This window comes from Nocardiopsis sp. JB363 (genome assembly GCF_900143625.1).
In the GTDB taxonomy this organism is placed as follows: Bacteria; Actinomycetota; Actinomycetes; order Streptosporangiales; family Streptosporangiaceae; genus Nocardiopsis.
This window is the reverse complement of record NZ_FRFF01000054.1, coordinates 1-19,239: the sequence shown is the minus strand read 5'-3', so window position 1 is coordinate 19,239 and position 19,239 is coordinate 1. Positions and strand designations below refer to the sequence as shown.

Annotated in this window: 20 protein-coding genes; 7 read left to right on the top strand and 13 right to left on the bottom strand. The window is 70.4% G+C overall.

The features are described from left to right. Positions 1-4: 4 nt before the first annotated feature. The 5 genes from BQ8420_RS08925 to BQ8420_RS08905 are packed head-to-tail and all read left to right on the top strand — an operon-like array spanning position 5 to position 4,318. Complete coding sequence (locus tag BQ8420_RS08925; RefSeq protein ID WP_087097363.1) at positions 5-736, top strand: FadR/GntR family transcriptional regulator; 732 nt, start codon at positions 5-7, stop codon at positions 734-736. Then, positions 733-1,878, top strand: a complete 1,146-nt coding sequence (gene dgoD / locus BQ8420_RS08920; RefSeq protein ID WP_087097362.1) for a galactonate dehydratase — start codon at positions 733-735, stop codon at positions 1,876-1,878. The genes BQ8420_RS08925 and dgoD overlap by 4 nt, the downstream gene beginning before the upstream one ends. A gap of 13 nt (positions 1,879-1,891) precedes the next feature. Next, complete coding sequence (locus BQ8420_RS08915; protein WP_087097361.1) at positions 1,892-2,752, top strand: SMP-30/gluconolactonase/LRE family protein; 861 nt, start codon at positions 1,892-1,894, stop codon at positions 2,750-2,752. Beyond that, positions 2,749-3,729, top strand: coding sequence for a sugar kinase (locus BQ8420_RS08910; RefSeq protein ID WP_087097360.1), 981 nt, complete (start codon positions 2,749-2,751; stop codon positions 3,727-3,729). Before BQ8420_RS08915 ends, BQ8420_RS08910 begins: the two co-directional genes overlap by 4 nt. Continuing rightward, on the top strand, positions 3,722-4,318 hold the full coding sequence (locus tag BQ8420_RS08905) for a bifunctional 4-hydroxy-2-oxoglutarate aldolase/2-dehydro-3-deoxy-phosphogluconate aldolase (protein ID WP_087097359.1): 597 nt from the start codon (positions 3,722-3,724) through the stop codon (positions 4,316-4,318). Before BQ8420_RS08910 ends, BQ8420_RS08905 begins: the two co-directional genes overlap by 8 nt. A 17-nt stretch (positions 4,319-4,335) precedes the next feature. Here the strand turns inward: BQ8420_RS08905 and BQ8420_RS08900 are convergent, their stop codons facing one another. The 5 genes from BQ8420_RS08900 to BQ8420_RS08880 all read right to left on the bottom strand — a co-directional run bounded on the left by BQ8420_RS08900 (position 4,336) and on the right by BQ8420_RS08880 (position 8,334). Continuing rightward, positions 4,336-5,433, bottom strand: coding sequence for a M20 family metallopeptidase (locus tag BQ8420_RS08900; RefSeq protein ID WP_087097358.1), 1,098 nt, complete (start codon positions 5,431-5,433; stop codon positions 4,336-4,338). 42 nt (positions 5,434-5,475) lie between these two features. Continuing rightward, a complete protein-coding gene (locus BQ8420_RS08895) occupies positions 5,476-6,726 on the bottom strand; it encodes an AI-2E family transporter (protein WP_087097357.1) in 1,251 nt (416 codons plus the stop codon). A gap of 291 nt (positions 6,727-7,017) precedes the next feature. Continuing rightward, positions 7,018-7,410 carry a VOC family protein gene (locus BQ8420_RS08890; RefSeq protein WP_087097356.1) on the bottom strand — a complete coding sequence of 131 codons (393 nt, stop codon included), beginning with the start codon at positions 7,408-7,410 and terminating at the stop codon, positions 7,018-7,020. Positions 7,411-7,470: 60 nt separating this feature from the next. After that, complete coding sequence (locus BQ8420_RS08885; protein WP_087097355.1) at positions 7,471-7,680, bottom strand: hypothetical protein; 210 nt, start codon at positions 7,678-7,680, stop codon at positions 7,471-7,473. 129 nt (positions 7,681-7,809) lie between these two features. Next, on the bottom strand, positions 7,810-8,334 hold the full coding sequence (locus BQ8420_RS08880; protein ID WP_200815864.1) for a pyridoxamine 5'-phosphate oxidase family protein: 525 nt from the start codon (positions 8,332-8,334) through the stop codon (positions 7,810-7,812). Positions 8,335-8,499: 165 nt separating this feature from the next. Between BQ8420_RS08880 and BQ8420_RS08875 the strand changes: the two genes are divergently transcribed. After that, the gene (locus BQ8420_RS08875) at positions 8,500-11,070 is read left to right on the top strand and encodes a M14 family zinc carboxypeptidase (protein ID WP_235006011.1); all 2,571 of its coding nucleotides are present in this window, start codon (positions 8,500-8,502) and stop codon (positions 11,068-11,070) included. Between the two features lie 109 nt (positions 11,071-11,179). Continuing rightward, entirely contained in the window at positions 11,180-11,641 is a 462-nt protein-coding gene (locus tag BQ8420_RS08870; protein WP_087097385.1) for a GNAT family N-acetyltransferase, read from the top strand. Positions 11,642-11,708: 67 nt separating this feature from the next. Here BQ8420_RS08870 and BQ8420_RS08865 read toward each other — a convergent pair whose 3' ends face one another. The 8 genes from BQ8420_RS08865 to BQ8420_RS08830 form a co-directional block, all read right to left on the bottom strand. Continuing rightward, positions 11,709-12,341, bottom strand: a complete 633-nt coding sequence (locus tag BQ8420_RS08865; protein WP_087097354.1) for an MBL fold metallo-hydrolase — start codon at positions 12,339-12,341, stop codon at positions 11,709-11,711. Continuing rightward, positions 12,338-13,423, bottom strand: a complete 1,086-nt coding sequence (locus BQ8420_RS08860) for an S-(hydroxymethyl)mycothiol dehydrogenase (protein WP_087097353.1) — start codon at positions 13,421-13,423, stop codon at positions 12,338-12,340. The genes BQ8420_RS08865 and BQ8420_RS08860 overlap by 4 nt, the downstream gene beginning before the upstream one ends. Before the next feature lie 97 nt (positions 13,424-13,520). Next, the gene (locus BQ8420_RS08855) at positions 13,521-14,126 is read right to left on the bottom strand and encodes a response regulator transcription factor (protein ID WP_200815863.1); all 606 of its coding nucleotides are present in this window, start codon (positions 14,124-14,126) and stop codon (positions 13,521-13,523) included. Next, the gene (locus tag BQ8420_RS08850) at positions 14,123-15,277 is read right to left on the bottom strand and encodes a sensor histidine kinase (RefSeq protein WP_087097351.1); all 1,155 of its coding nucleotides are present in this window, start codon (positions 15,275-15,277) and stop codon (positions 14,123-14,125) included. The genes BQ8420_RS08855 and BQ8420_RS08850 overlap by 4 nt, the downstream gene beginning before the upstream one ends. A gap of 124 nt (positions 15,278-15,401) precedes the next feature. Then, positions 15,402-16,223 carry an alpha/beta fold hydrolase gene (locus BQ8420_RS08845; RefSeq protein WP_087097384.1) on the bottom strand — a complete coding sequence of 274 codons (822 nt, stop codon included), beginning with the start codon at positions 16,221-16,223 and terminating at the stop codon, positions 15,402-15,404. A 200-nt stretch (positions 16,224-16,423) separates the two neighbouring features. Next, entirely contained in the window at positions 16,424-17,227 is an 804-nt protein-coding gene (locus tag BQ8420_RS08840) for a peptidoglycan recognition family protein (RefSeq protein ID WP_087097350.1), read from the bottom strand. 277 nt (positions 17,228-17,504) lie between these two features. Continuing rightward, positions 17,505-17,852 (bottom strand): DUF3817 domain-containing protein, encoded by a 348-nt coding sequence (locus tag BQ8420_RS08835; protein WP_087097383.1) that lies wholly within the window; start codon positions 17,850-17,852, stop codon positions 17,505-17,507. Positions 17,853-17,926: 74 nt separating this feature from the next. Further along, the coding region (locus BQ8420_RS08830; protein WP_200815862.1) for a transposase at positions 17,927-19,239 on the bottom strand (1,313 nt) is incomplete at its 5' end.

The window sequence follows — 19,239 nt, the reverse complement described above, 5'->3', positions numbered from 1 at the left end:
AGTGATGGCGGCCTACTCGGGACGCGGTGTGCACGGCCAGACGGTGCGGTTGTTGGGTGAGCGACTGCTCTCCGGCGGGTTCGGCGAGGGGGAGACGATCGACCTGGTCGCGCTCAGCGAGGAGCTCGACCTGAGCCTGACCGCGCTCCGCGAGGCGATCAAGGTGCTGGCGGCCAAGGGGTTGGTGGGCTCTCGGCAGAAGAAGGGGACGTTCGTGCGTCCGCGGGGCGACTGGAACCTGCTCGACCCGGACGTGGTCCGGTGGCGGATCGCCGCCGGGGCGGGCGACGTCTTCTTCGAAGAGCTGGCCGAACTGCGCGACGCCCTGGAACCCGCAGCCGCCCGGCTCGCGGCCCGGCGCCGAGGAGACACCGACGTCGTCGAGCTGCGCGCCGCGCTCGCCGACATCGCCGCCTCGGTCCAGGGTCCCGCCGAAGCGGCCGTGCGGGCCGACCTGCGCTGGCACAGGGCCCTGCTGGACGCCACGCACAACGAGCTGTTCACCCGCACGGACGTCTTCTTCGCCGCGGGACTGTCCGAACGCGACCGCCTGGTCCACGGGGGTGCCCACGACGACCCGGTGCCCAGCCACGGCGCGGTCACCGAGGCCGTCATCGCCAAAGACCCCCTCGCCGCCGAGTCCGCCATGCGCTCCCTGCTGGCCCAGGCCAGGGCGGACCAGCTTCGCGTCACCGAGTACGACGCGTCCGAAGATCGACTGGAGAGACCACAGTGAGAATCACCCGTATCGAGACCTTCCTGGTCCCGCCCCGGTGGCTGATGTGCCGGGTGGAGACCGACGCCGGGATCGTCGGCTGGGGCGAGCCCGTGGTGGAGGGGCGGGCGGAGACCGTGCGGGCCGCGGTGGAGGAGCTGTCCGAACTCCTTCTGGGTCAGGACCCCGCACCCATCGAGTACCACTGGCAGCGACTCACCAAGGCCGCCTTCTACCGGGGCGGACCGGTGCTGTCCAGCGCGGTCGCCGGGCTCGACCAGGCGCTGTGGGACATCGCGGGCAAGAGCCTGGGCGTCCCCGTGCACCGACTCCTGGGCGGACCCGTCCGCGACAAGGTGCGCGTGTACGGCTGGGTCGGCGGCGACGACCCGGCGGAGTTGGCGGACTCGGTCGCCGCGCGCGTGGAGTCCGGTCTGACCGCCGTGAAGATGAACGCCTCGGGGGTGGTGGGCCGCTCGGCCACCGTCCGCGAGATCGACGGCATCGTGGAACGACTGGCCGGAGTGCGCGAGGTGCTGGGCCCGGACCGGGACGTGGCCGTGGACTTTCACGGGCGCTTCAACGCCGCCACCGCACGCCGGGTCCTGCCTCTGCTGGAGCCACTGCGCCCCATGTTCGCGGAGGAACCCGTGCTCCCCGAGTACGGGCACCTGTTGGCCGACGTCGTGCGGAGCAGCCCCGTGCCCATCGCCACGGGGGAGCGCCTGTTCAGCCGGACCGACTTCCTCCCCGCGCTCCAGGCGGGCATCGCGGTCGCCCAACCCGACCTGTCCCACGCGGGAGGGATCTCCGAGGTGCGCAGGATCGCTTCCCTGGCCGAGACCTACGACGTCCTGCTGGCCCCGCACTGCCCACTCGGGCCCCTGGCCCTGGCGGCGAGCCTCCAGGTCGCCTTCGCCACCCCCAACTTCCTCATCCAGGAACAGAGCATCGGCATCCACTACAACCGCGACGCCGAACTGCTCGACTACGTCCTGGACACCGAGGTCTTCGCCTTCCCCGACGGGCACATCCACCGCAACGACGCCCCGGGGCTGGGCGTGGACGTGGACGAGGACGCCGTGCGCAGGGCGGACCGGAGGGGCCACCGCTGGCGGCCCCCGCTGTGGACCCATGACGACGGCTCCTTCGCGGAGTGGTGAGGAGGTGACGCACATGCGAAACGAAGCGTGGAGCACGGACCGTTTCGAACTGGGGGAGGGACTGCGCCTTCAAGGCCCGAACCTGCTCATGGTGGACATCCTCACCGGCAGGCTTTTGCGACTCGACCCTCGTCTACCGGGGCCGGCCGAGGTGCTCGTCGACCTGGACGTACCCCTGGGCGCCGTCGCCCCGGTACGGGACCGGCCGGGGACTTACGTCGCCGCGGCGGGCACCGGGGTGGCGCTGATCGCCGCGGGCGACCGGCCCCGGTGGCTGGCCCGACCCGAGGACGGCGCGGCCACGCCGATGAGGATGAACGACGGCTGCTGCGACCCCCGGGGCAGGTTCTGGGCGGGGTCGATGGCCTATGACGGCACACCCGGCGCCGGTTCGCTCTACCGAGCCGACCCCGAAGGCGGGGTCACACGGGTCCTGGAGGGCTACACGATCCCCAACGGGCCCGCCTTCACCGCCGACGGCGCCCGCATGTACCTCGCCGACAGCGCCGCGGGCAGGATCGACGCCTACGAGGTCTCCGCCACGGGTGAACCCGCGGCCCGGTCCGTCTTCGCCCACGTCGACGGGGGCAACCCCGACGGGATGCAGGTCGACTCGGAAGGACACCTGTGGGTGGCGGTCTGGGGCGCGGGAAGGGTGCACCGCTACGACCCCGACGGGACCCTGGAACGCGTGGTCGCCCTGCCCGCCGCCCAACCCACGAGCGTGTGCGTCGTCGACGATCCGGAGCCACGGCTGTTCGTCACCTCCGCCACGATCGGCCTCAGCCGCCCCGGACCCTTCGACGGCGCGCTCTTCTCCGTCCCCGTGGACGTCGGGGCCCCACCGGTCCGGCACTTCGGAGGGAACCGATGACCCCACAGGTGACCTGTGTCGGTGAGACCATGCTGCTGCTCACCGCGACCGAGCCGGTCCCCCTGGACCGGGCGCCGCACCTGAGCATGGGTGTGGCGGGGGCGGAGTCCAACGTCGCCTGTGGACTGGCGGCCCTGGGCCATCGTGCCGCCTGGCCGAGCGCCGTGGGCGACGATCCCTTCGGGCGGGCCCTCACGCGGAGCCTGGGGGAGCGGGGCGTGGACGTGTCCGGTGTCCGTATCGACCCCGACCGGCCCACGGGCCTGATGGCCAAGGATCCCTCCCCTTCGGGGAGCACGGTCCACTACTACCGTGCGGGATCGGCGGCCTCGGCGCTGGGCCCCGAACTCGCCGATCACCCTCAAGTCCGGTCGGCCGGGACGGTGCACCTGTCGGGCATCACCCCGGCGCTGTCCCCTTCGTGCGACGCCCTCGCCGAACGGCTGCTCACCGACCCCGAGCTGAGAGTGAGCTTCGACGTCAACCACCGGCCTCGGCTGTGGCCGGCCGGGCGGGCGGCCACCCGTCTCCTGGAACTGGCCCGACTCGCCGACCTCGTCCTCGTCGGCAGGGACGAGGCCGAGGAGTTGTGGGGCACCGCCACCGCACGCGACGTGCGCGCACTCCTGCCCGACGTGGCCCGCCTGGTGGTCAAGGACGCCGAACACGGGGCCACCGAGTTCGGTGGCGGCACGGAACGATACGTGCCCGCGCCGGCGGTCGAGGTCGTCGAACCGGTGGGCGCCGGAGACGCGTTCGCCGCGGGTTACCTGGCCGGTGAGCTGCGCGGCCTCGACTCCCGGGGGCGCCTACGACTGGGTCACCTGTGCGCCGGACGTGTCCTACGGGTGACCGGCGACCTCGCCGACCCGCCCCCTCCAGAGCAGGTGGAAGAACTGTTCGCGGTCCCCGACGAGCGGTGGACCGCCCGAGCCTCCGCGGCCATGGCCGCGATGAGAGGAGACGACCATGAGTGATGAGGGACTGGACGGCCTGTTCGGCGGACACAGCGTGCTGGCGATCCTGCGCGGGATGCCCGTGGATACCACCGTCGCGTTGGCCGAACGAGCCTGGGACCTGGGTGTCACCGCGATCGAGGTGCCCGCCCGGGACGAATCGGGGCTGGAGGCGCTGCGTGCGACGGTCAGGGCCGGGGCCGAACGCGGTCACCCCGTCGGCGCGGGCACGGTGATCTCCACCGAGCAGGTCCACGCCGTGGCCCGGGCCGGCGCCGCCTTCACGGTCGCACCCGGCTTCGACACCGAGGTGATGGCCGCCTCGGAGACGGCGGGCCTGCCCCACTTGCCCGGAGTGGCCACCCCGAGCGACGTCCAAGGGGTGCTGAAGGCGGGCGGGCACTGGGTGAAGGCCTTCCCCGCCACGGTGCTCGGCACGGAGTGGTTCCGTGCCATGCGCGGACCCTTCCCCGACGTACGGATCGTCGCCACCGGAGGCATGGACGCCCACAACGCGCGGGAATACCTCGGTGCGGGGGCACGGATGGTGGCGGTCGGCTCGGCGTTGGCCGACCCCGACCAGATCCCCCTCCTGGCCGAACTCGTCTGAACCGGCGACTCCGTGGGTCAGGTACGGATCGCCCTCACCAGATCGGCGGCCAGCCGCGCGCGCTCGACCATGGAGTCCACCACCAGGTACTCGTGGTCGGCGTGCGCGCCGCCCCCGACCGCGCCCAACCCGTCCAACGTGGGCACGCCCGACGCGGCGGTGAAGTTGCCGTCACTACCACCGCCCACCGCCACACCCTCGACTCCCGGCAACGACCTTCGGGCCTTCGCCAGCAGCTCCGCCGCCGCCTCCGGCGGCATCGGCGGCCGGTTCACCGAACCCGTCACCGTGAGTTCCGCGCCCGCCAGGACCGGGCTCAGGTTCGCGAACGCCGTCTCCACCCGGTCCTTCTCCGCCGCGGAGGGCACACGCACGTCCACCACGATCGTGGCCTCCGCCGGCACCACGTTGTCGGTGGTCCCCGCCGCGGCCACGGTCGGCGTCACCGTCGTGCCCACCTCCGGGCGACCCAACGCGGCGATCGCCAGGACCTGGTGGGCCGCCTCCACCAGCGCGTTCACACCCGCCTCGGGTTCCAGCCCGGCGTGCGAGGCCAGACCGCGCACCGCCACCTCGAACGTTCCGCAGCCCTTGCGGGCGACCTTCAGGTGCCCGTCCTCGGTGGCGCCCTCGAACACCAGCACCGTGCCGCACGCCCGCGCCCGCTCCTCGATGAGCGCCCGCGAGTGGTGCGAGCCGACTTCCTCGTCGGCGGTCACCAGCAGTTCCACCCCGGACAGGTCCGCCAACGTGGCCAGACCGTGGACCGCCTGCACCAGGCCGCCCAGCATGTCGTAGACCCCGGGGCCCGTGGCGTGGCCGCCCTCCACCCGGAACGGGCGGTGCTCCAGGGCGCCCAGGGGAAAGACCGTGTCGTGGTGGCCGAGCACCAGGACCCGGGGCGTACCCCCGCCCGACCAGCGCACGTGCGTCCCGGCCGGGCCGTCCACGAGCGTGGCGTGTCCGCCCAGACGGTGCTCGACCAGCGCGGCCACCGCCTCGGCCGACCTCCGCAGAGCGGCGAGGTCCCGGGAGGGGGACTCGACCTCCACGAGCGTCCGCAGGTCCCGGAGCATGGCGTCGACGTCGAGGTCGGTACCTTCGCGCTTGAGCATGGGGCCAGATTACGCGTCCGCCACCGAACCCGCTTCGGTGCGCTAGGGCGAAGACGTGCTCTCGGGGGCATCGTGGGGTTCCGTGTCGGGTTTGGACACGGGACGTTCGCGCAGTAGCGCCGCCAACACCGCGGCGACCGGGGTGGCCAGGAACAACCCCGCGATGCCGCCGAGGAAACCGCCGACGGTGAGCGCGATCAACACCACGGCGGAGGGCAGGTCCAAGGTTCGACCGTAGACGCGCGGCGCGAAGACGTTGCTCTCCAACTGCTGTACCAGCAGCACGACGCCGAGGATGATCAGTGCCACGATCCAGCCTTCGGTCACCAGTCCCACCAGGACGGCCAGGAGACCGCTCAGGAACGCGCCGATGACCGGCAGGAACGCCCCGACGAAGGTGAGCACGATCAGCGGGATCGCCAGGCTGGTGTCGATCAGCAGGACCAGCGCGATACCGACGCCCACCGCGTCGAACAGGCCCACCAGCGCCACCCCCCGAACGTAGTGGCCCATGACGTCCCAGGTCACTCGGGAGGAGTGGCGCAGGACCGGGCGGGAACGGGGCGGCAGCAGTCGCGCGATCCACTCCATGAGCTTGTCGCCCGAGTGCAGGAAGTAGATCGTCAGGACGAGGATCAGCACGATCCCGAGCACGATCCGGGACACGGCGGTGGTCGCCGTCCAGGCGCCGCTGAGGATCTGGTCGGAGTTGTTCGAGATCAGGGATCTGGCCTGGTCCCAGGCGTTGTCGATGGCCTGGGTGAGCAGGGCCGGATCGAGCCCGAACGGCAGCTGTACCTCGCTGATCCGGGTGATGGCCTGGGTGACGCTGTCCACCAGGTCGCCGAAGCCGGCGACGGCGGGCGTCACGATCAGGACGACGGTCGCGCTGTAGACGATCAACGCCACGAACAGGGTGAGGGTCGTGGACGTGCCCCGGCCGAACCCCGCGCGTCGGATCATGTTGGGCCGACGCAGACGGTTGGCCAATGGCATCAGCAACGCGGTCAGGAACACCGCGATGATCACCGGGAGCGTGACCACGGACAGGTGGACCACTCCGTAGACCAGCAGACCGGCGACCACGCCGATGACCAGCAGCCGCCAGCACGTGTCGCTGGCGACGCGCAGGAGGTCACCGGCGCTGGTGTCGTCCCGTGCCTCGGCGTCCTCGTCGACGGGGACGTTCTCCGCCCGCTCGGTTTCCCGCTGCCGGTCCTCTTCGGCGCGGGCTCGGCGGGTCGCGTTCCACCTGTTGACAAGTGCCCCTACTCCCGGCCACTCGGATCGCACATGGACTCCGTTCTCTGCATGGTGTCGTCGTTCGCGGGGACGCGGGAGGAGAGGGGAGGTCCTCCGGGCCGGCGAGGGGCGGCACCGGACGGTAAAGAGTCTGCCCGTGCCGGACGGGTCGGTGACGGAGCGTGACGCGGCGTGTCGTCGCGAAGTGGAGTCCGGGCCACGTCGGGGCCGCCGCGCGGGAGAGTTCACCGCGCGGCCGGATGTTCTCGACCGCGTGGCGCGGGAGGGGACACCAGTGACGGGGGCCGACGGAATCGGGTTCGACGGCCCCCGGTAGAGGGATCAGAACTCGCGCTGGTCCCGGCGCAACGGGTGGTGGTCGGGAACCTGGACCAGGACGATGCGGACCCCGTCCGGGTCGGCGATCCACGCCTCGATCAGACCCCAGAACTCCTTCTGCGGGGGACGCAACCCCCGGGCGCCCAGGGCTATCACCCGCGCGTACTCGGCGTGCACGTCGCGTACCTGCAACCACAGCGACATCGACGGCACCCCAGAGGATTCGGCGTGCCCGGACACCTCCAGCAGGCCGTTGCCGAGGAAGAACACGGTTCCGGGGGCGTCGGGTGGCCCGAACTCGCGATGCACGCCGAGTTCGAGCACGTCACGGTAGAAGGAACGGCTGCGCTTCGGATCGGTGGGGTGGATCATCACGCGGCTGCTGAGAACATCCATAACCGACATCCTGCCTGTTACGGAAGCGCGGCCCCAAACGGCACCCCGTTTCGTGGCCCCTCACTCCGAGGGCTGGGGGACCGTCGGGCACTCGACGGTCGGGTTGACCCCGACGTAGTTGAGCGGGCCGACGAAAACAGTCACCACGGTGCTGCTCAGCGTCGAACAGTTGGTGTCCGCCGGACTGAAGTAGCCGCGTTGGAAGGCCGCGATCACACCGATCACCAACCACAGCACGACGAGGACGGAAAGAACGATACTGATGCGCACTACTGCCTCCCGGGGGTGGGGCTGTTGCGATCGTCGGGGTCTCGAACTCTTCGGAAGACCTACCCCGCGATCCCCGGTCCTCACCTACAAGCCCCGCCACTCAGGGGATGAGGGTGTCCACGACCGTGGTCATGGGCCTTCCGGCGGGGCGAACCGCCAGCGAGTGGGGCCGTGGGCGGTCGCGTCGGTGGGGAAGGCGTACACGGTGCGCGGCGAGACCGAGTACACCGCGTAGGGCGGGGGACCGGCGGTGGGAGCGCCGTCCGGGCCGACCAACAGGTCGCCCTCGGGCAGCGGCGCCCATCCGTGGACCACCGGGTAGGTCTCGGCGACCGCTCGGACCCGTTCAGGGTCGCCCACCCGTTCCACCCGGCCCTCCACCACCACGTCCCAGCGGCCGGTGGACACGGCAAGGCTCACCGGCGCCCCCTCGCCCAGCAGCCGCGCCTTCGTCGTGTCCGGACCGCACACGAAGTGGGGGAGACCGCGCGACCACACCGCGAGCAACGGCCGGGTGTGCGGGGCGGAGCCGGTACGAGTGACGGTCAGCCAGTAGGTGACGGCCGTCTCCGAGAGCTCCCGCAGCACCGCGGCCCAGTCCCCGGCGGGGGCGTCGATCAGCGCTTCGGTGCTGGTGGGGAGATGCTCTGTCATGGGTGAGCTCCTGATCCGGGCCGGGGTGCGGGTCCTGGTGCGCACCTTAGGCCTGGACACCGACATTCCGGTGGAGGTCACGGGTGAGTGTGGAAAGTCGACTCTGGGCGTCTTGTGGCCTGCCCGGCGGAAAGGTAGGAACGTCGAAGACCACAGGAGGAGTCCGTGCACATTCCCCCCGATCCGAGACCGGACCGTAGCCGCACCGCCCGTCCCGTAACGCTCGCCGGAGCCACCGCCGCGTTCGTGGCCGTCTCCCTGATGGCCGCACCCGCGCCCGCCCTCGCCGAACCCCGCGACGACGCCAACGGCTCCGAGCGCAACGAGATCGCCGCCGACGCGGAGTCCCTGACCGCCGAACCCCTGGCCGCGCCCCCGTCCGTGCCCGGGATCGAGGCGGACGCCGCCTACCCGCGCCGGAACGACCTTCCAGTCCCGCCCGAGGACCCCGACGACCATTCCGTCAAACTCGGGCTGGCCCCCTTCCACGACATCGCACCGACCCTCAACGACCTACAGGAGACCTCCGACCGGGTCAGCGCCGAGATCATCGGTGAGTCGGTGCAGGGACGCGACCTGTACCTGGTCACCCTCACCGAACCCGAGACGCGCGCCGAGTCCCGGCACCAGCGGCGCATGCGCGAGCTGATCGCCGAGAACCCCGACCGGGCCGCCCGCGACCACACCCTGATCGACCGGTACAAGACCCCCGTGCACGTCAACGCCAACATCCACGGCAATGAGTGGGAGGGAACCGACGCTTCGCTGCGCATCATCGAGGAGTTGGCCACCGCCGAGGACGAGCGGACCGAGGAGTTGCTGGGGTCCTCACGCCTGTACTTCACCGTCACCGCCAACCCCGACGGTCGGGTGGCGGGCACCCGCGCCAACGGTGCCGGATTCGACCTCAACCGCGACTTCGTCACCGTCTCCCAGCCCGAGTCCGCCGCGATCCGCCAGGTCATGATCGATACCCAGCCGGTGGTGATGATCGACCAGCACGGGTACGTCAACGGCACCCTCATCGAACCCACCACTCCACCGCACGGCCAGAACTACGAGTACGACCTGTTCATCAAGCACACCTACGCCAACGCCATCGAGATGGAACAGGCCGTCCTCGACCTGGGGTACAGCCCCGAGGACGACGGGGTGGAACCCCCGCAGATCCCCTTCCGGGACTGGGAGGACGGTTGGGACGACTGGCCGCCCATCTTCACCCCCATGTTCGCCCCCTACCAGGGTGCGGTCGCCGCGGCCACCATCGAGTTCCCGATGCGGGTCAACAACGCCGACTACGACCTGCCCGAGGAGGAACTGCGGCGGCGCAGCGCGATCAACACCGACATCTCCGCCGCCACCATCGAAGCCACCCTGGACTACGCCCACGACAACCACGAAGAACTGGTCGGTGACCAGATCGAGGTGTTCCGTCGCGGGGCGAACGGCGAGGAACAGATCGTCCCGCCGAAGGACTGGGTGCCGGGCTTCGGCCCCGAGGACGTGTACACCACCGACTTCCCGCGCGGATACGTGATCCCCGCCGGGGAGGAACAGAGGTCCGCGCCGGCCGCCGCCCGCCTGGTCGACTTCCTCGTCGCCAACGACGTGCGCGTCCAGCGCGCCGACGAGGGGTTCGAGCTGGACGGCATCGCCTACCCGGCCGGGTCCTACGTCGTGGACATGCATCAGCCCAAACGCGGCATGGCCAACGTCCTACTGGAGGACGGACGCGACATCAGCGACGACGTGGACGCGATGTACGACATCTCCGGGTGGAGCCACGGACGCCTGTGGGGCGCCACGGTGACCGCCACCGAGTCCGAACCGCCCGCCGGCACCGCCGTGGCGGTCGCCGACCCCACTGGAAGGGTGGACGGCGACGGTGACTGGAACCTGCGACTGGACGACGCCGCCGACGTCGCCGCGCTCAACGACCTGGTCGAGGCCGGGGTGGAGCCGGTCCACGCAGATCAGGGAACGGTGTGGGTGCCTTCCGAGGCCGCCGACACGGTGGCCGAGGTCTCCGAACGCCACGGCGCGGTGTTCACCGCCGCCGACACCGAACCGGACGGTCCCGTTCTGGGGCAGGTCCGGGCGGCCGTGGCCGGGGCCGCGGACGAGGTCTTCACCCTCGGTGAGCTGGGATTCGACGTCACCACGGTGTCGACCTCCGTGCTCAACGACGGGTTCGACTGGTCCGACATCGACGTGCTGTACGTGTCCAGCGGTCTGGTCCACGGTGACCTGAACGAGGACGCGCGAGCCGCCCTGGACACGTTCCTGGAGCGGGGCGGGGTCGTGGCGCGCGGCGCGACCGGGGCCCGTTTCAACGACGCGGCCGGCCTGTTGGACGCCACCCGCGACGCGGGTCGATCCGACGCCAACGGTGTGGTGCGCGTGGACGACGGCAATGGGGTGCTGGGCGGGACCGGCGGGTACGGGTTCGTGTACTCGCCCGGCTGGTTCACCGACCTGGGCCCCGATGTCACGGTCGAACAGTCCTACGCGACCGAGAGTCCCTTGGTCGCCGGGCACTGGCGGCCCGGAGCCGATGGCACGGGAGGTCAGCAGGACGCGGCCGGACAGGCGTCCGTGGTCAGCGGGGTCGCCGAACCCGGCGCGGCGGTGGTGCTGTTCGGTACCGAACCGCTGTTCCGCAACCACCCCAAGGGCCTGTTCGGTCAGGTCGGGCAGGCCCTGCACTGGTCGGCCGCCGTCGACGGCGCCGCCTGATCCTCGGCACGAAGAGGTGCGCCCCGGGACCGCCCGGTCCCGGGGCGCACCCGTGTCCGGGCGCGGAAAACGGGTGGGAACCGTCGGGGTGGACCTCTACGGTGTCCGGATGAGCAATCCCCCTCTCCAGGCCGTGGAGATCACCCCCGACAACGTCGAAGCCGCCATGAAGGTGAAGGTCCGAAAGGACCAGAACACCTTCGTCGCCCCCGTCGTCACCTCCTTGGCCGAGGCCTACGCCTCCCGCGAGACCGTGTGGACCCGCCTGATCCTGGACGGCGACCGCCCCGTCGCCTTCGTCATGGCCGACTTCGCCCCCGACGAGGACGAACCCGATTTCCAGTGCGGTATCTGGCGGCTCAACGTCGCCGAGGGGGAACAGGGAAAGGGATACGGAAGTTTCGCGGTGCGGGCCTTTCTGGAGGAGGCGCGCGGTCGCGGGAACAAGCGGGTCACCGTGATGTGGGTGCCGGGGGAGGGCGGCCCGGCGGAGTTCTACCGCAAACTCGGCTTCCACGACACCGGCCGGGTCTTCGACGGCGAGGTCGTCGCCGAACTGTTCCTGGACTGAACAGAGAACGCCGGAGCCCCGCACACGGACGGAACGGTGCGGGGCTCCGGGAATGCCGGACCGGGACTCAGTTCCCCCGGTCGATCCACTCCTGAAGGTGCGGGGCCTCCGCACCGATCGTGGTGGAGTCACCGTGTCCGGTGTTGACCACGGTCTCCTCCGGCAGGGACAGCAACCGGTCCCGGATGGAGGCCACGATGGTCGGGAAGTCCGAGTACGACCGACCCGTCGCCCCCGGGCCGCCCTGGAACAGGGTGTCCCCGCTGAACAGCACCCCCGCCCCCGGCGCGTACAGGCACACCGCGCCCGGTGCGTGCCCCGGGGTGTGGATGACCCGCAGTTCGGTACCGGCCACCTTCACCACCTGGCCGTCGGCCAGCTCCCCATCGGGGGCGCGGTCGGGGTGGGTCATGTCCCACAGCACCCGGTCCTCCGGGTGCAGCAGGATGGGTGCGTCCACCGCGTCCGCCAGGGCCGGAGCGGCGTTGACGTGGTCGTTGTGGCCGTGCGTGCACACCACCGCCACCACCCGGCGCCCGTTCACCGCCGAGATGATCGTGTCGGCGTCGTGCGGGGCGTCGATGACCACGACCTCATCGTCGTCACCGATCAACCAGACGTTGTTGTCCACCTCCCAGGAACCGCCGTCCAAGGCGAAGACCCCGGACGTGGTCAGGTGTTCCACTCGCGCTTGACTCACAGCCGCACCACCGATCGCAGAACGTCGCCTCGCTCCATGCGAGCGAAGGCCTCCTCGATGTCACCGATGCCGATCTCCTCGGTGACGAATCCGTCCAGGTCCAGTCTGCCCTGGGTGTAGAGGTCGACGAGCATCGGGAAGTCGCGTGAGGGCAGGCAGTCGCCGTACCAGGACGACTTGAGCGATCCGCCACGACCGAACACGTCCAACAGCGGCAGCTCCAGTTTCATCTCCGGAGTGGGCACCCCCACCAGCACCACGGTGCCGGCCAGGTCACGGGCGTAGAACGCCTGCTCGTAGGTCTTGGGGACCCCGACGGCGTCGATCACCACGTCCGCGCCGAACCCGCCGGTGAGTTCCCGGATCGCCTCGACCGGATCGGCCTGGGAGGCGTTGACGGTGTGGGTGGCGCCGAAGCCGCGCGCCCAGTCCAGCTTGCGGTCCTCCAGGTCCACCGCGATGATCCGGTTCGCTCCGGCCAACCGGGCCCCGGCGACGGCGGCGCTGCCGACCCCGCCGCAGCCGATGACCGCCACCGAGTCACCGCGGGTGACTCCGCCGGTGTTGACGGCCGCGCCGATTCCGGCCATGATCCCGCAGCCGAGCAGCCCCGCCGCGGCCGCCGAGGCGGTCGGGTCCACCTTGGTGCACTGGCTGGCAGCCACCAGGGTCTTCTCGGCGAACGCGCCGATGCCCAGCGCGGGCGAGAGTTCGGTGCCGTCCTCCAAGGTCATCTTCTGCTTCGCGTTGTGGGTGTCGAAGCAGTACTGGGGGCGACCCCGGGCGCACGCCCGGCATTGGCCGCACACCGCCCGCCAGTTCAGGATCACGTAGTCGCCCGGTTCGAGGCCGGTGACGTCCTCACCGACCGATTCCACCGTCCCGGCCGCCTCGTGGCCGAGCAGGAAGGGGAACTCGTCGTTGATCCCACCCTCGCGGTAGTGCAGGTCGGTGTGGCAGACCCCGCACGCCTGAATCCGCACCACAGCTTCGCCGGGCCCGGGGTCGGGGACGACGATGGTGGTGAGTTCCACCGGCGCTCCCTTGGCGCGTGAGATGACACCTTGCACTCGTTGGGGCATGTGAGCTCCTGTCCATCATGGCTGACCTGCGGCACTTCTCGTACCGCTCATCGCACACCATTCCACATCCGTCCCACCGGTAACCCGCCGGTCCGGTTCAGAGCCATCCTTTGTCCCGGGCGGCTCGGGCGGCCTCGTTCCGGTTGCTCGCACCGATCTTGCCGATGGCGCGGGACAGGTAGTTGCGGATGGTGCCCTCCGAGAGCCGGAGCGCCGCCGCGATGGAGGTGGCGCTCCCACCTCCCTCCGCTTGGCGTAGGACCGCGCGCTCCCGGCTGGTGAGGGGGTTGGGGCCGGACTCCAGGGAGGCCACGGCCAGCTCGCCGTCGACCACCAGGGCGCCGCCCACCATCTGCCGGATGAGGCCGGCCAGCAGGTCCGGGTGGGTGTCCTTGAGGACGAACCCCCGAGCCCCGGCGTCCATGGCCCGGCGCAGGTAGCCGGGGCGTCCGAAGGTCGTGACGATCATCGACAGGGTCTCGGGGGTGTCCGTGTGCAGCCGCTCCGCGACCGAGATTCCGTCCAGGCCCGGCATCTCGATGTCCAGCAGCGCCACGTCCGGCCGTTCCCGCAGCGCCAGTTCCACGGCCTCGGTGCCGTCGGCGGCCTGGGCGACCACCTCGAAGTCGGGTTCCAAGTCGAGCAGTGCGGCCAGGGCGCCGCGCACCAGGTGTTGATCCTCGGCGATGAGAAGCCGGATCACCGTTCCTCCAGGGGGAAGTGAGCGTGTAGGACGAAGCCCGGTGGGCCTGGTTCGATCTCCAGGTACCCGCCCTCGGCCACCACTCGTTCGTGCAGCCCGGACAGGCCCAGACCCCATGGGAGGGGACCGGGTGGTCGCTCGTCCTGATCGGGGCCGTCATCGGCCACCCACACCGATGTGCCCGTGTGCTCGGAGGAGATCCGGATGGTGCAGGTCCGGGCGCGGGAGTGGCGGACCACGTTGGTGACGCCCTCGCGGACCAGCCAGGCGGCGCACGTGTCCAGCCGGTCGCTCAACGGGTCACCGGAGATCTCCCGCACCAGAGTGATCCCGGCACCGTCCAGCAGCGCCTCGGCCGTCTCCAGTTCCCCGTGCAGTGAGGGTGACCGGTACCCGCTCAGGGTCCGACGCACCTCGCCCAGGGTCTGCCGGGTCACCCGTGAGACCTCCGTCAACACATCATCGGCCCGGTCCGGATCGGTGCGCAACAGTCGACGCGCCAGCTCGCTCTGCAGGGAGAGTTGACTCAGCCGTTGGCCGAGGACGTCGTGCATGTCCCGGGCGATACGGAGTCGTTCCTCGGTGGCCGCCGCCCGCACCAGGCGGGCTCGCACCGCGATGACCTCCTCGTTCAACCGCACCATGCGGTAGGCCGCCATCATCAGCAGGCCGAACACCCCGATCTGTGCCAGGACACCGGGCAACCGGTCGGGGGAGTCCAGCACGTACATCAGGGCCAGGGCATCACTCGCGAGGACCGCGCCCAGAACCACCGGCCACCAACGGGCGGACAGGGTGAGCACCCCCACCGCCACCAGGACGTAGGAGGCGGTGAGCAGCCACACCGGGCCGATCACCGGAACCAGGGCGATCGCGATGACGACCAGCACCACCAGGGCCGATGGTGCGCGGGCGCTGTGCGGGGAGCCCATGTTGTGGTGCAGTACCAGCGCCAACAGGGCGCCGAACAGGGTGAGGCCGGTGAGCCCGACCGGTACCGCCCAGGAGACCGCCGGCTCCAGTACTAGGGCGATCCCCGGCCACAGCAGGAACAGGACCGGGGCCCACGTGGCCATGAGTCGGACACGTGGGCCCAGGGCGGGGGAGGTGAGGTGGCCGGGACGGTCCGTTCTCTGGGGGGTGGGGTTCATGCTTCGATGCTCGCTGGGAGCGGTGACCACCCACAAGTGCGGTATCGACGCACTTTCCGATGACAGCTGTCACACGCACTGCGGATCGCCCGGCGCGGTGCGGGTCCGGTCGGTTCGGCGGCGGTCAGTCCTGGAGGAAGTCGAGCAGGGCGGCGGTGAGCCGGGCGGGGGCGTCCAGTTGGACCAGGTGACCGGCGCCGTCGATGGGGCGGGTGAGCACGCCCGGGATCAGCCGTGCGAGTTCGTGGTCGCGCTCCGGTGGGATCCAGGTGTCCTCCTCACCCCAGGCCAGCATCACCGGCAGGTCCAGGTCGGGGTACAGCCCCTGGATCTCATCGGTGTGCGCCTGGTCGGCCTGTTGGATCTGCCGATAGAACGCGGGCTGTCCCTCCGCGCCGGTCCAGGGGTCCACCAGCGCGTCGAGGGTGCGCGGCAGCAGTCCGACGGCGCTCGCCGAGCTCACGTACTCGGTGACCAGGGCACGGTGCAGGGCCGGTGGCAGCTGCTCGAACACCTCGGTGTTCTCGCCCACCAGGCGGAAGAACGGCGATCCCCAGGGGGCCAACGCCACGGGGGAGACCAGCGCCAGCCGGGAGTAGGCGGCGTGGTGCAGCAGGTGGGCGCGCAGCGCCACCGCCCCGCCGAAGTCGTGCGCCACCACCCGGGGCCGGTCCAGCCCCCAGTGGGCGAGCAGTTCGGTGAACACCCGCCCCTGCGCGGCCAGGGACACCTGTTGGCTGGCGCGTTTCTCCGAGGCGCCGTACCCGGGCATGTCCCAGGTGTGGACCCGGTACCGGTGGGACAGGGCGCCGGCGATCTCCCGCCACACGTAGGACGAGAACGGGGTGCCGTGCAGCAGCACCACGGGTTCTCCCGAACCGATCACCCGCCATCGCACCGTGCCCTCGGTGGACGTGAACTCCTCCGTCGGCTCCTCGAACACCATCTCCGGTTCCCCTTCCACGCCTTCCACTTCCACCAATGTCGAGCGCTCCGACACTAGCGGGACCCACCGACGGAAAACGGGGGTGTCCGACGCGGGCACGAAGAAGGGGGCGGCGCCTTTCCGGTGGCGCCGCCCCCTGTCACCCGCGAGGGTTCACGGGCGTGTGTCGACGACGAGCGGGGAGTCGTCGCGTTCGGTGGTCAGCGGGTGAAGTCGTCGGCTCCGCGGCCGGGACCGTGGAAGAACTCGCGCTGGGGCTCGTCCTCGGGGACCGGCGGGTAGGTGGGACGGTCCTCGGCCGGCACGCGGGCGGTGCCGATCTCCATGCCCTGGGTGGCCATCAGGCCGCCCACCGCGTTGCGCAGCTCCGGCAGCATCGCGTAGAGCTGGTCGCCCGGGCACGCGGTGGAGTTGAAGTCGCGGTGCCCCACGATGGCCTGCTGCGGGTCCAGACCATAGGTGCCGCACAGCCAGGCGAGGGTTTCGATGAGCTTGTCGGTGAGCTCCTGGGTGGGGCCCTCCTCCATGTAGGTGCCCTCGTTCTCGATGCCCACGGTGGTGCCGTTGTAGTCGGCCACGTGGGTACCGACGCAGTGGGTGCCCTCACGGACGGCCACGACGGCGAGGTTGCGGCCCTCCATCAGGTGGCCGCCGCGGCTGATGGTGAACTGCTGGCCCGCGTCGATCCAGCCCTGACTGTCCATGTGGTAATTCTGAATCGATCTGGACAGCGCCAGGGCGTGGGCCTCGGAGTAGTCGGTGCTGTTGGGGGTCGCGGTGTGGTGGACCACCACGTGGGTGGGCGGGGCCGCCAGGACCTGGACGGGGCTCGACGGGGGCCGGGCGTTCCAGTCGGCGCGGAAGTACATCGATGGTTCGGCCGCCGCGGCCCGGGTCTCGGCGTTCGCGGTGGCCACGCCGGTGCCCGCGAGCAGGGCGGCGCCGGACGCGACGGCCGCTCCCTGTAGGAGCGTGCGGCGTGCGGGTTCGTGTTGCTCACACATGCGGGGGAGGCCCTTCTCGGTTCGGGGGTTACTTGCCGGTCACAACAGAACATGGATCCCACCCGGTACGCAAAGGGTCCAATGAAAGTTTCTGTTGTCCGTTACCGGTCATCATGTAGATCTTTTACACCCCTTCTCGGGAAGACCATTCTGAGGTAAGGGAGTGGCCTCCTGTGGCTGAAGCGACCCGTGGGATTCATGTGTTCATCGGAAACAACAAAAACGGGTCACGAAGAGAATCGTGACCCGTTCGGGGCTTCGTTTCACATGGTGGGGATCAGGCCACCGGTTCCGGCGTGCGGACGGTCTCCGCGCGCTCGGGGTCCAAGCGTCCGGTCCGGTGCAACCACCAGTCCGCGAGGAGGGTGCCCAGCGGAGGAACCGACGCGGCCAGGGCCACCAGGGTCGGCCAGGCGCCCCACCGGAATCGGTAGGCGGCCAGCAGGGCGACCAGTCCGTACGCCACGAAAGCCCCGCCGTGCAGCGGGCCGAAGATCTGCACCCCGAGCTCGCTGCCGTTGCCCAGGTACTTGAAGTACATGCCGACCAGCAGTCCGACCCAGGTGAAGGCCTCGAAGACGGCCACCACGCGGAAGGCCAGGGCGGACAGGGAGTTGAAGTTCAAGGTGGTTCCTCGGGTTCGTGACACGGCTCGACGTGGTCCTGGGGGCGGCCTCCAACAGGTTAGGTCACCGTTCCTCAGCAGTGTGCAGGGGAGGCATCCGATGCCGCCCCTGGTACTGCGCGCGTCCCGAACGGTGTTGGATGCGCTGGTCCTCCGCGTTCGTCTTCCCCCAGGGTCGGGGTGCGCGCATCGTGTGCGTGTTCCCAACCGGGGTGGCGGATTCCCTCACGCCCATGAGCGCCCGGTTCGGCCTGGACGATCCGAGGCCCGCATCCATCGCTCTGGTGGGTGCGGGGCGGTGTCGTCCGTCGCCGGATCGGGTGTCCTTGGGCGCGTCGCCCGATCGCGATGCTCGCCGCATCATGACCGGAGGTCTTCCTTCTCTTGGTGGTGGTGGGTTTTTGCCAGTGCTGGGCGCCCAACCTGGAGGTGTAGGCCGCGTCCACGGCGATGATCGTGACCGCGGTGGCATCGGCCATCGAGGTCAGCCGAGCACGCAGCTTGGCGGTGGGCATACCGGAGATGAGCTGCCGGAACCTTTTCCTACGGCCGTGCCTCTCTCGGGTCTTGGAGGTGGTGAAGTCCAGGTCTTCGACCGCGATCGCTTTCACCCCGCACCCGTGCGCCCAGCGCAACAGCCGGGTCAACGCGTGCCTGACCTGGGCATCGCGATGCGAGGCGCTGCCGGACAACTGGTAGTCGAAGCGGCGCGGGTCCCCGATGGGGTTGCCGTGGGTGTCCAAACGCCAAGCGGCCAGATGGTCGGCGTTCATATCCACCCCGATCACCCCCTCGGTGAGGGCGGCCCGAAGAGGGGTCTGCGTTGGCGCCGCGATCTGCCATGAGGCGGTCAGATACCAGCGTCCCTGTTCCGCGCCCAGGTGCACCCGGTAGGCCACCGCCCGATTCGCTTTCACCCGCTCGGTCCACTCCCGGCCCCGGTGTGCGAAGGCGGCCGCGCCGGAGAGCACATATCGGCCATGCGGTGCGTTCGCCCACCCGACCAAAGGCCGAGGGAGTTTAATCGACACCTCACCCTCAGGACTGACGCGGATCGTCTCGTTACCGAACCGCTTCCCCGTTTCCCCATCGGCTTGGAGGAACCAACGAGCCGCTTCCCACCGCTCACGCCACTGAGATCGATCCAACCCCGTGGCGTCCAAGTGGTGGCGGTTGCGGGCCACGTGCCTACCGCCACGCACCACGGAGACTTTCCCGGCCTCGAAGTCGGCGCGCACCGTAGTGAGCCGGTCTTGAAGGGCGGCCAGGCGCCGGGACTTGGCGTGCCACTCCCGCTTACTGCGGTAACCGCCCGGCGTCTTCCTGGTGCCATTGGTCCCGACCGGCAACGACAACCGGTGACGGATCGTCGCGACCACGGCTTCCA

Bases quoted from the DNA above. Each gene is read 5' to 3' on its own strand.
- BQ8420_RS08925 (WP_087097363.1), top strand. From the start codon at position 5: ATGGCGGCCTACTCGGGACGCGGTGTGCACGGCCAGACGGTGCGGTTG.
- BQ8420_RS08915 (WP_087097361.1), top strand. From the start codon at position 1,892: ATGCGAAACGAAGCGTGGAGCACGGACCGTTTCGAACTGGGGGAGGGA.
- BQ8420_RS08910 (WP_087097360.1), top strand. From the start codon at position 2,749: ATGACCCCACAGGTGACCTGTGTCGGTGAGACCATGCTGCTGCTCACC.
- BQ8420_RS08905 (WP_087097359.1), top strand. From the start codon at position 3,722: ATGAGTGATGAGGGACTGGACGGCCTGTTCGGCGGACACAGCGTGCTG.
- BQ8420_RS08900 (WP_087097358.1), bottom strand. From the start codon at position 5,433: ATGCTCAAGCGCGAAGGTACCGACCTCGACGTCGACGCCATGCTCCGG.
- BQ8420_RS08890 (WP_087097356.1), bottom strand. From the start codon at position 7,410: ATGGATGTTCTCAGCAGCCGCGTGATGATCCACCCCACCGATCCGAAG.
- BQ8420_RS08880 (WP_200815864.1), bottom strand. From the start codon at position 8,334: ATGACAGAGCATCTCCCCACCAGCACCGAAGCGCTGATCGACGCCCCC.
- BQ8420_RS08870 (WP_087097385.1), top strand. From the start codon at position 11,180: ATGAGCAATCCCCCTCTCCAGGCCGTGGAGATCACCCCCGACAACGTC.
- BQ8420_RS08860 (WP_087097353.1), bottom strand. From the start codon at position 13,423: ATGCCCCAACGAGTGCAAGGTGTCATCTCACGCGCCAAGGGAGCGCCG.
- BQ8420_RS08850 (WP_087097351.1), bottom strand. From the start codon at position 15,277: ATGAACCCCACCCCCCAGAGAACGGACCGTCCCGGCCACCTCACCTCC.
- BQ8420_RS08845 (WP_087097384.1), bottom strand. From the start codon at position 16,223: ATGGTGTTCGAGGAGCCGACGGAGGAGTTCACGTCCACCGAGGGCACG.
- BQ8420_RS08840 (WP_087097350.1), bottom strand. From the start codon at position 17,227: ATGTGTGAGCAACACGAACCCGCACGCCGCACGCTCCTACAGGGAGCG.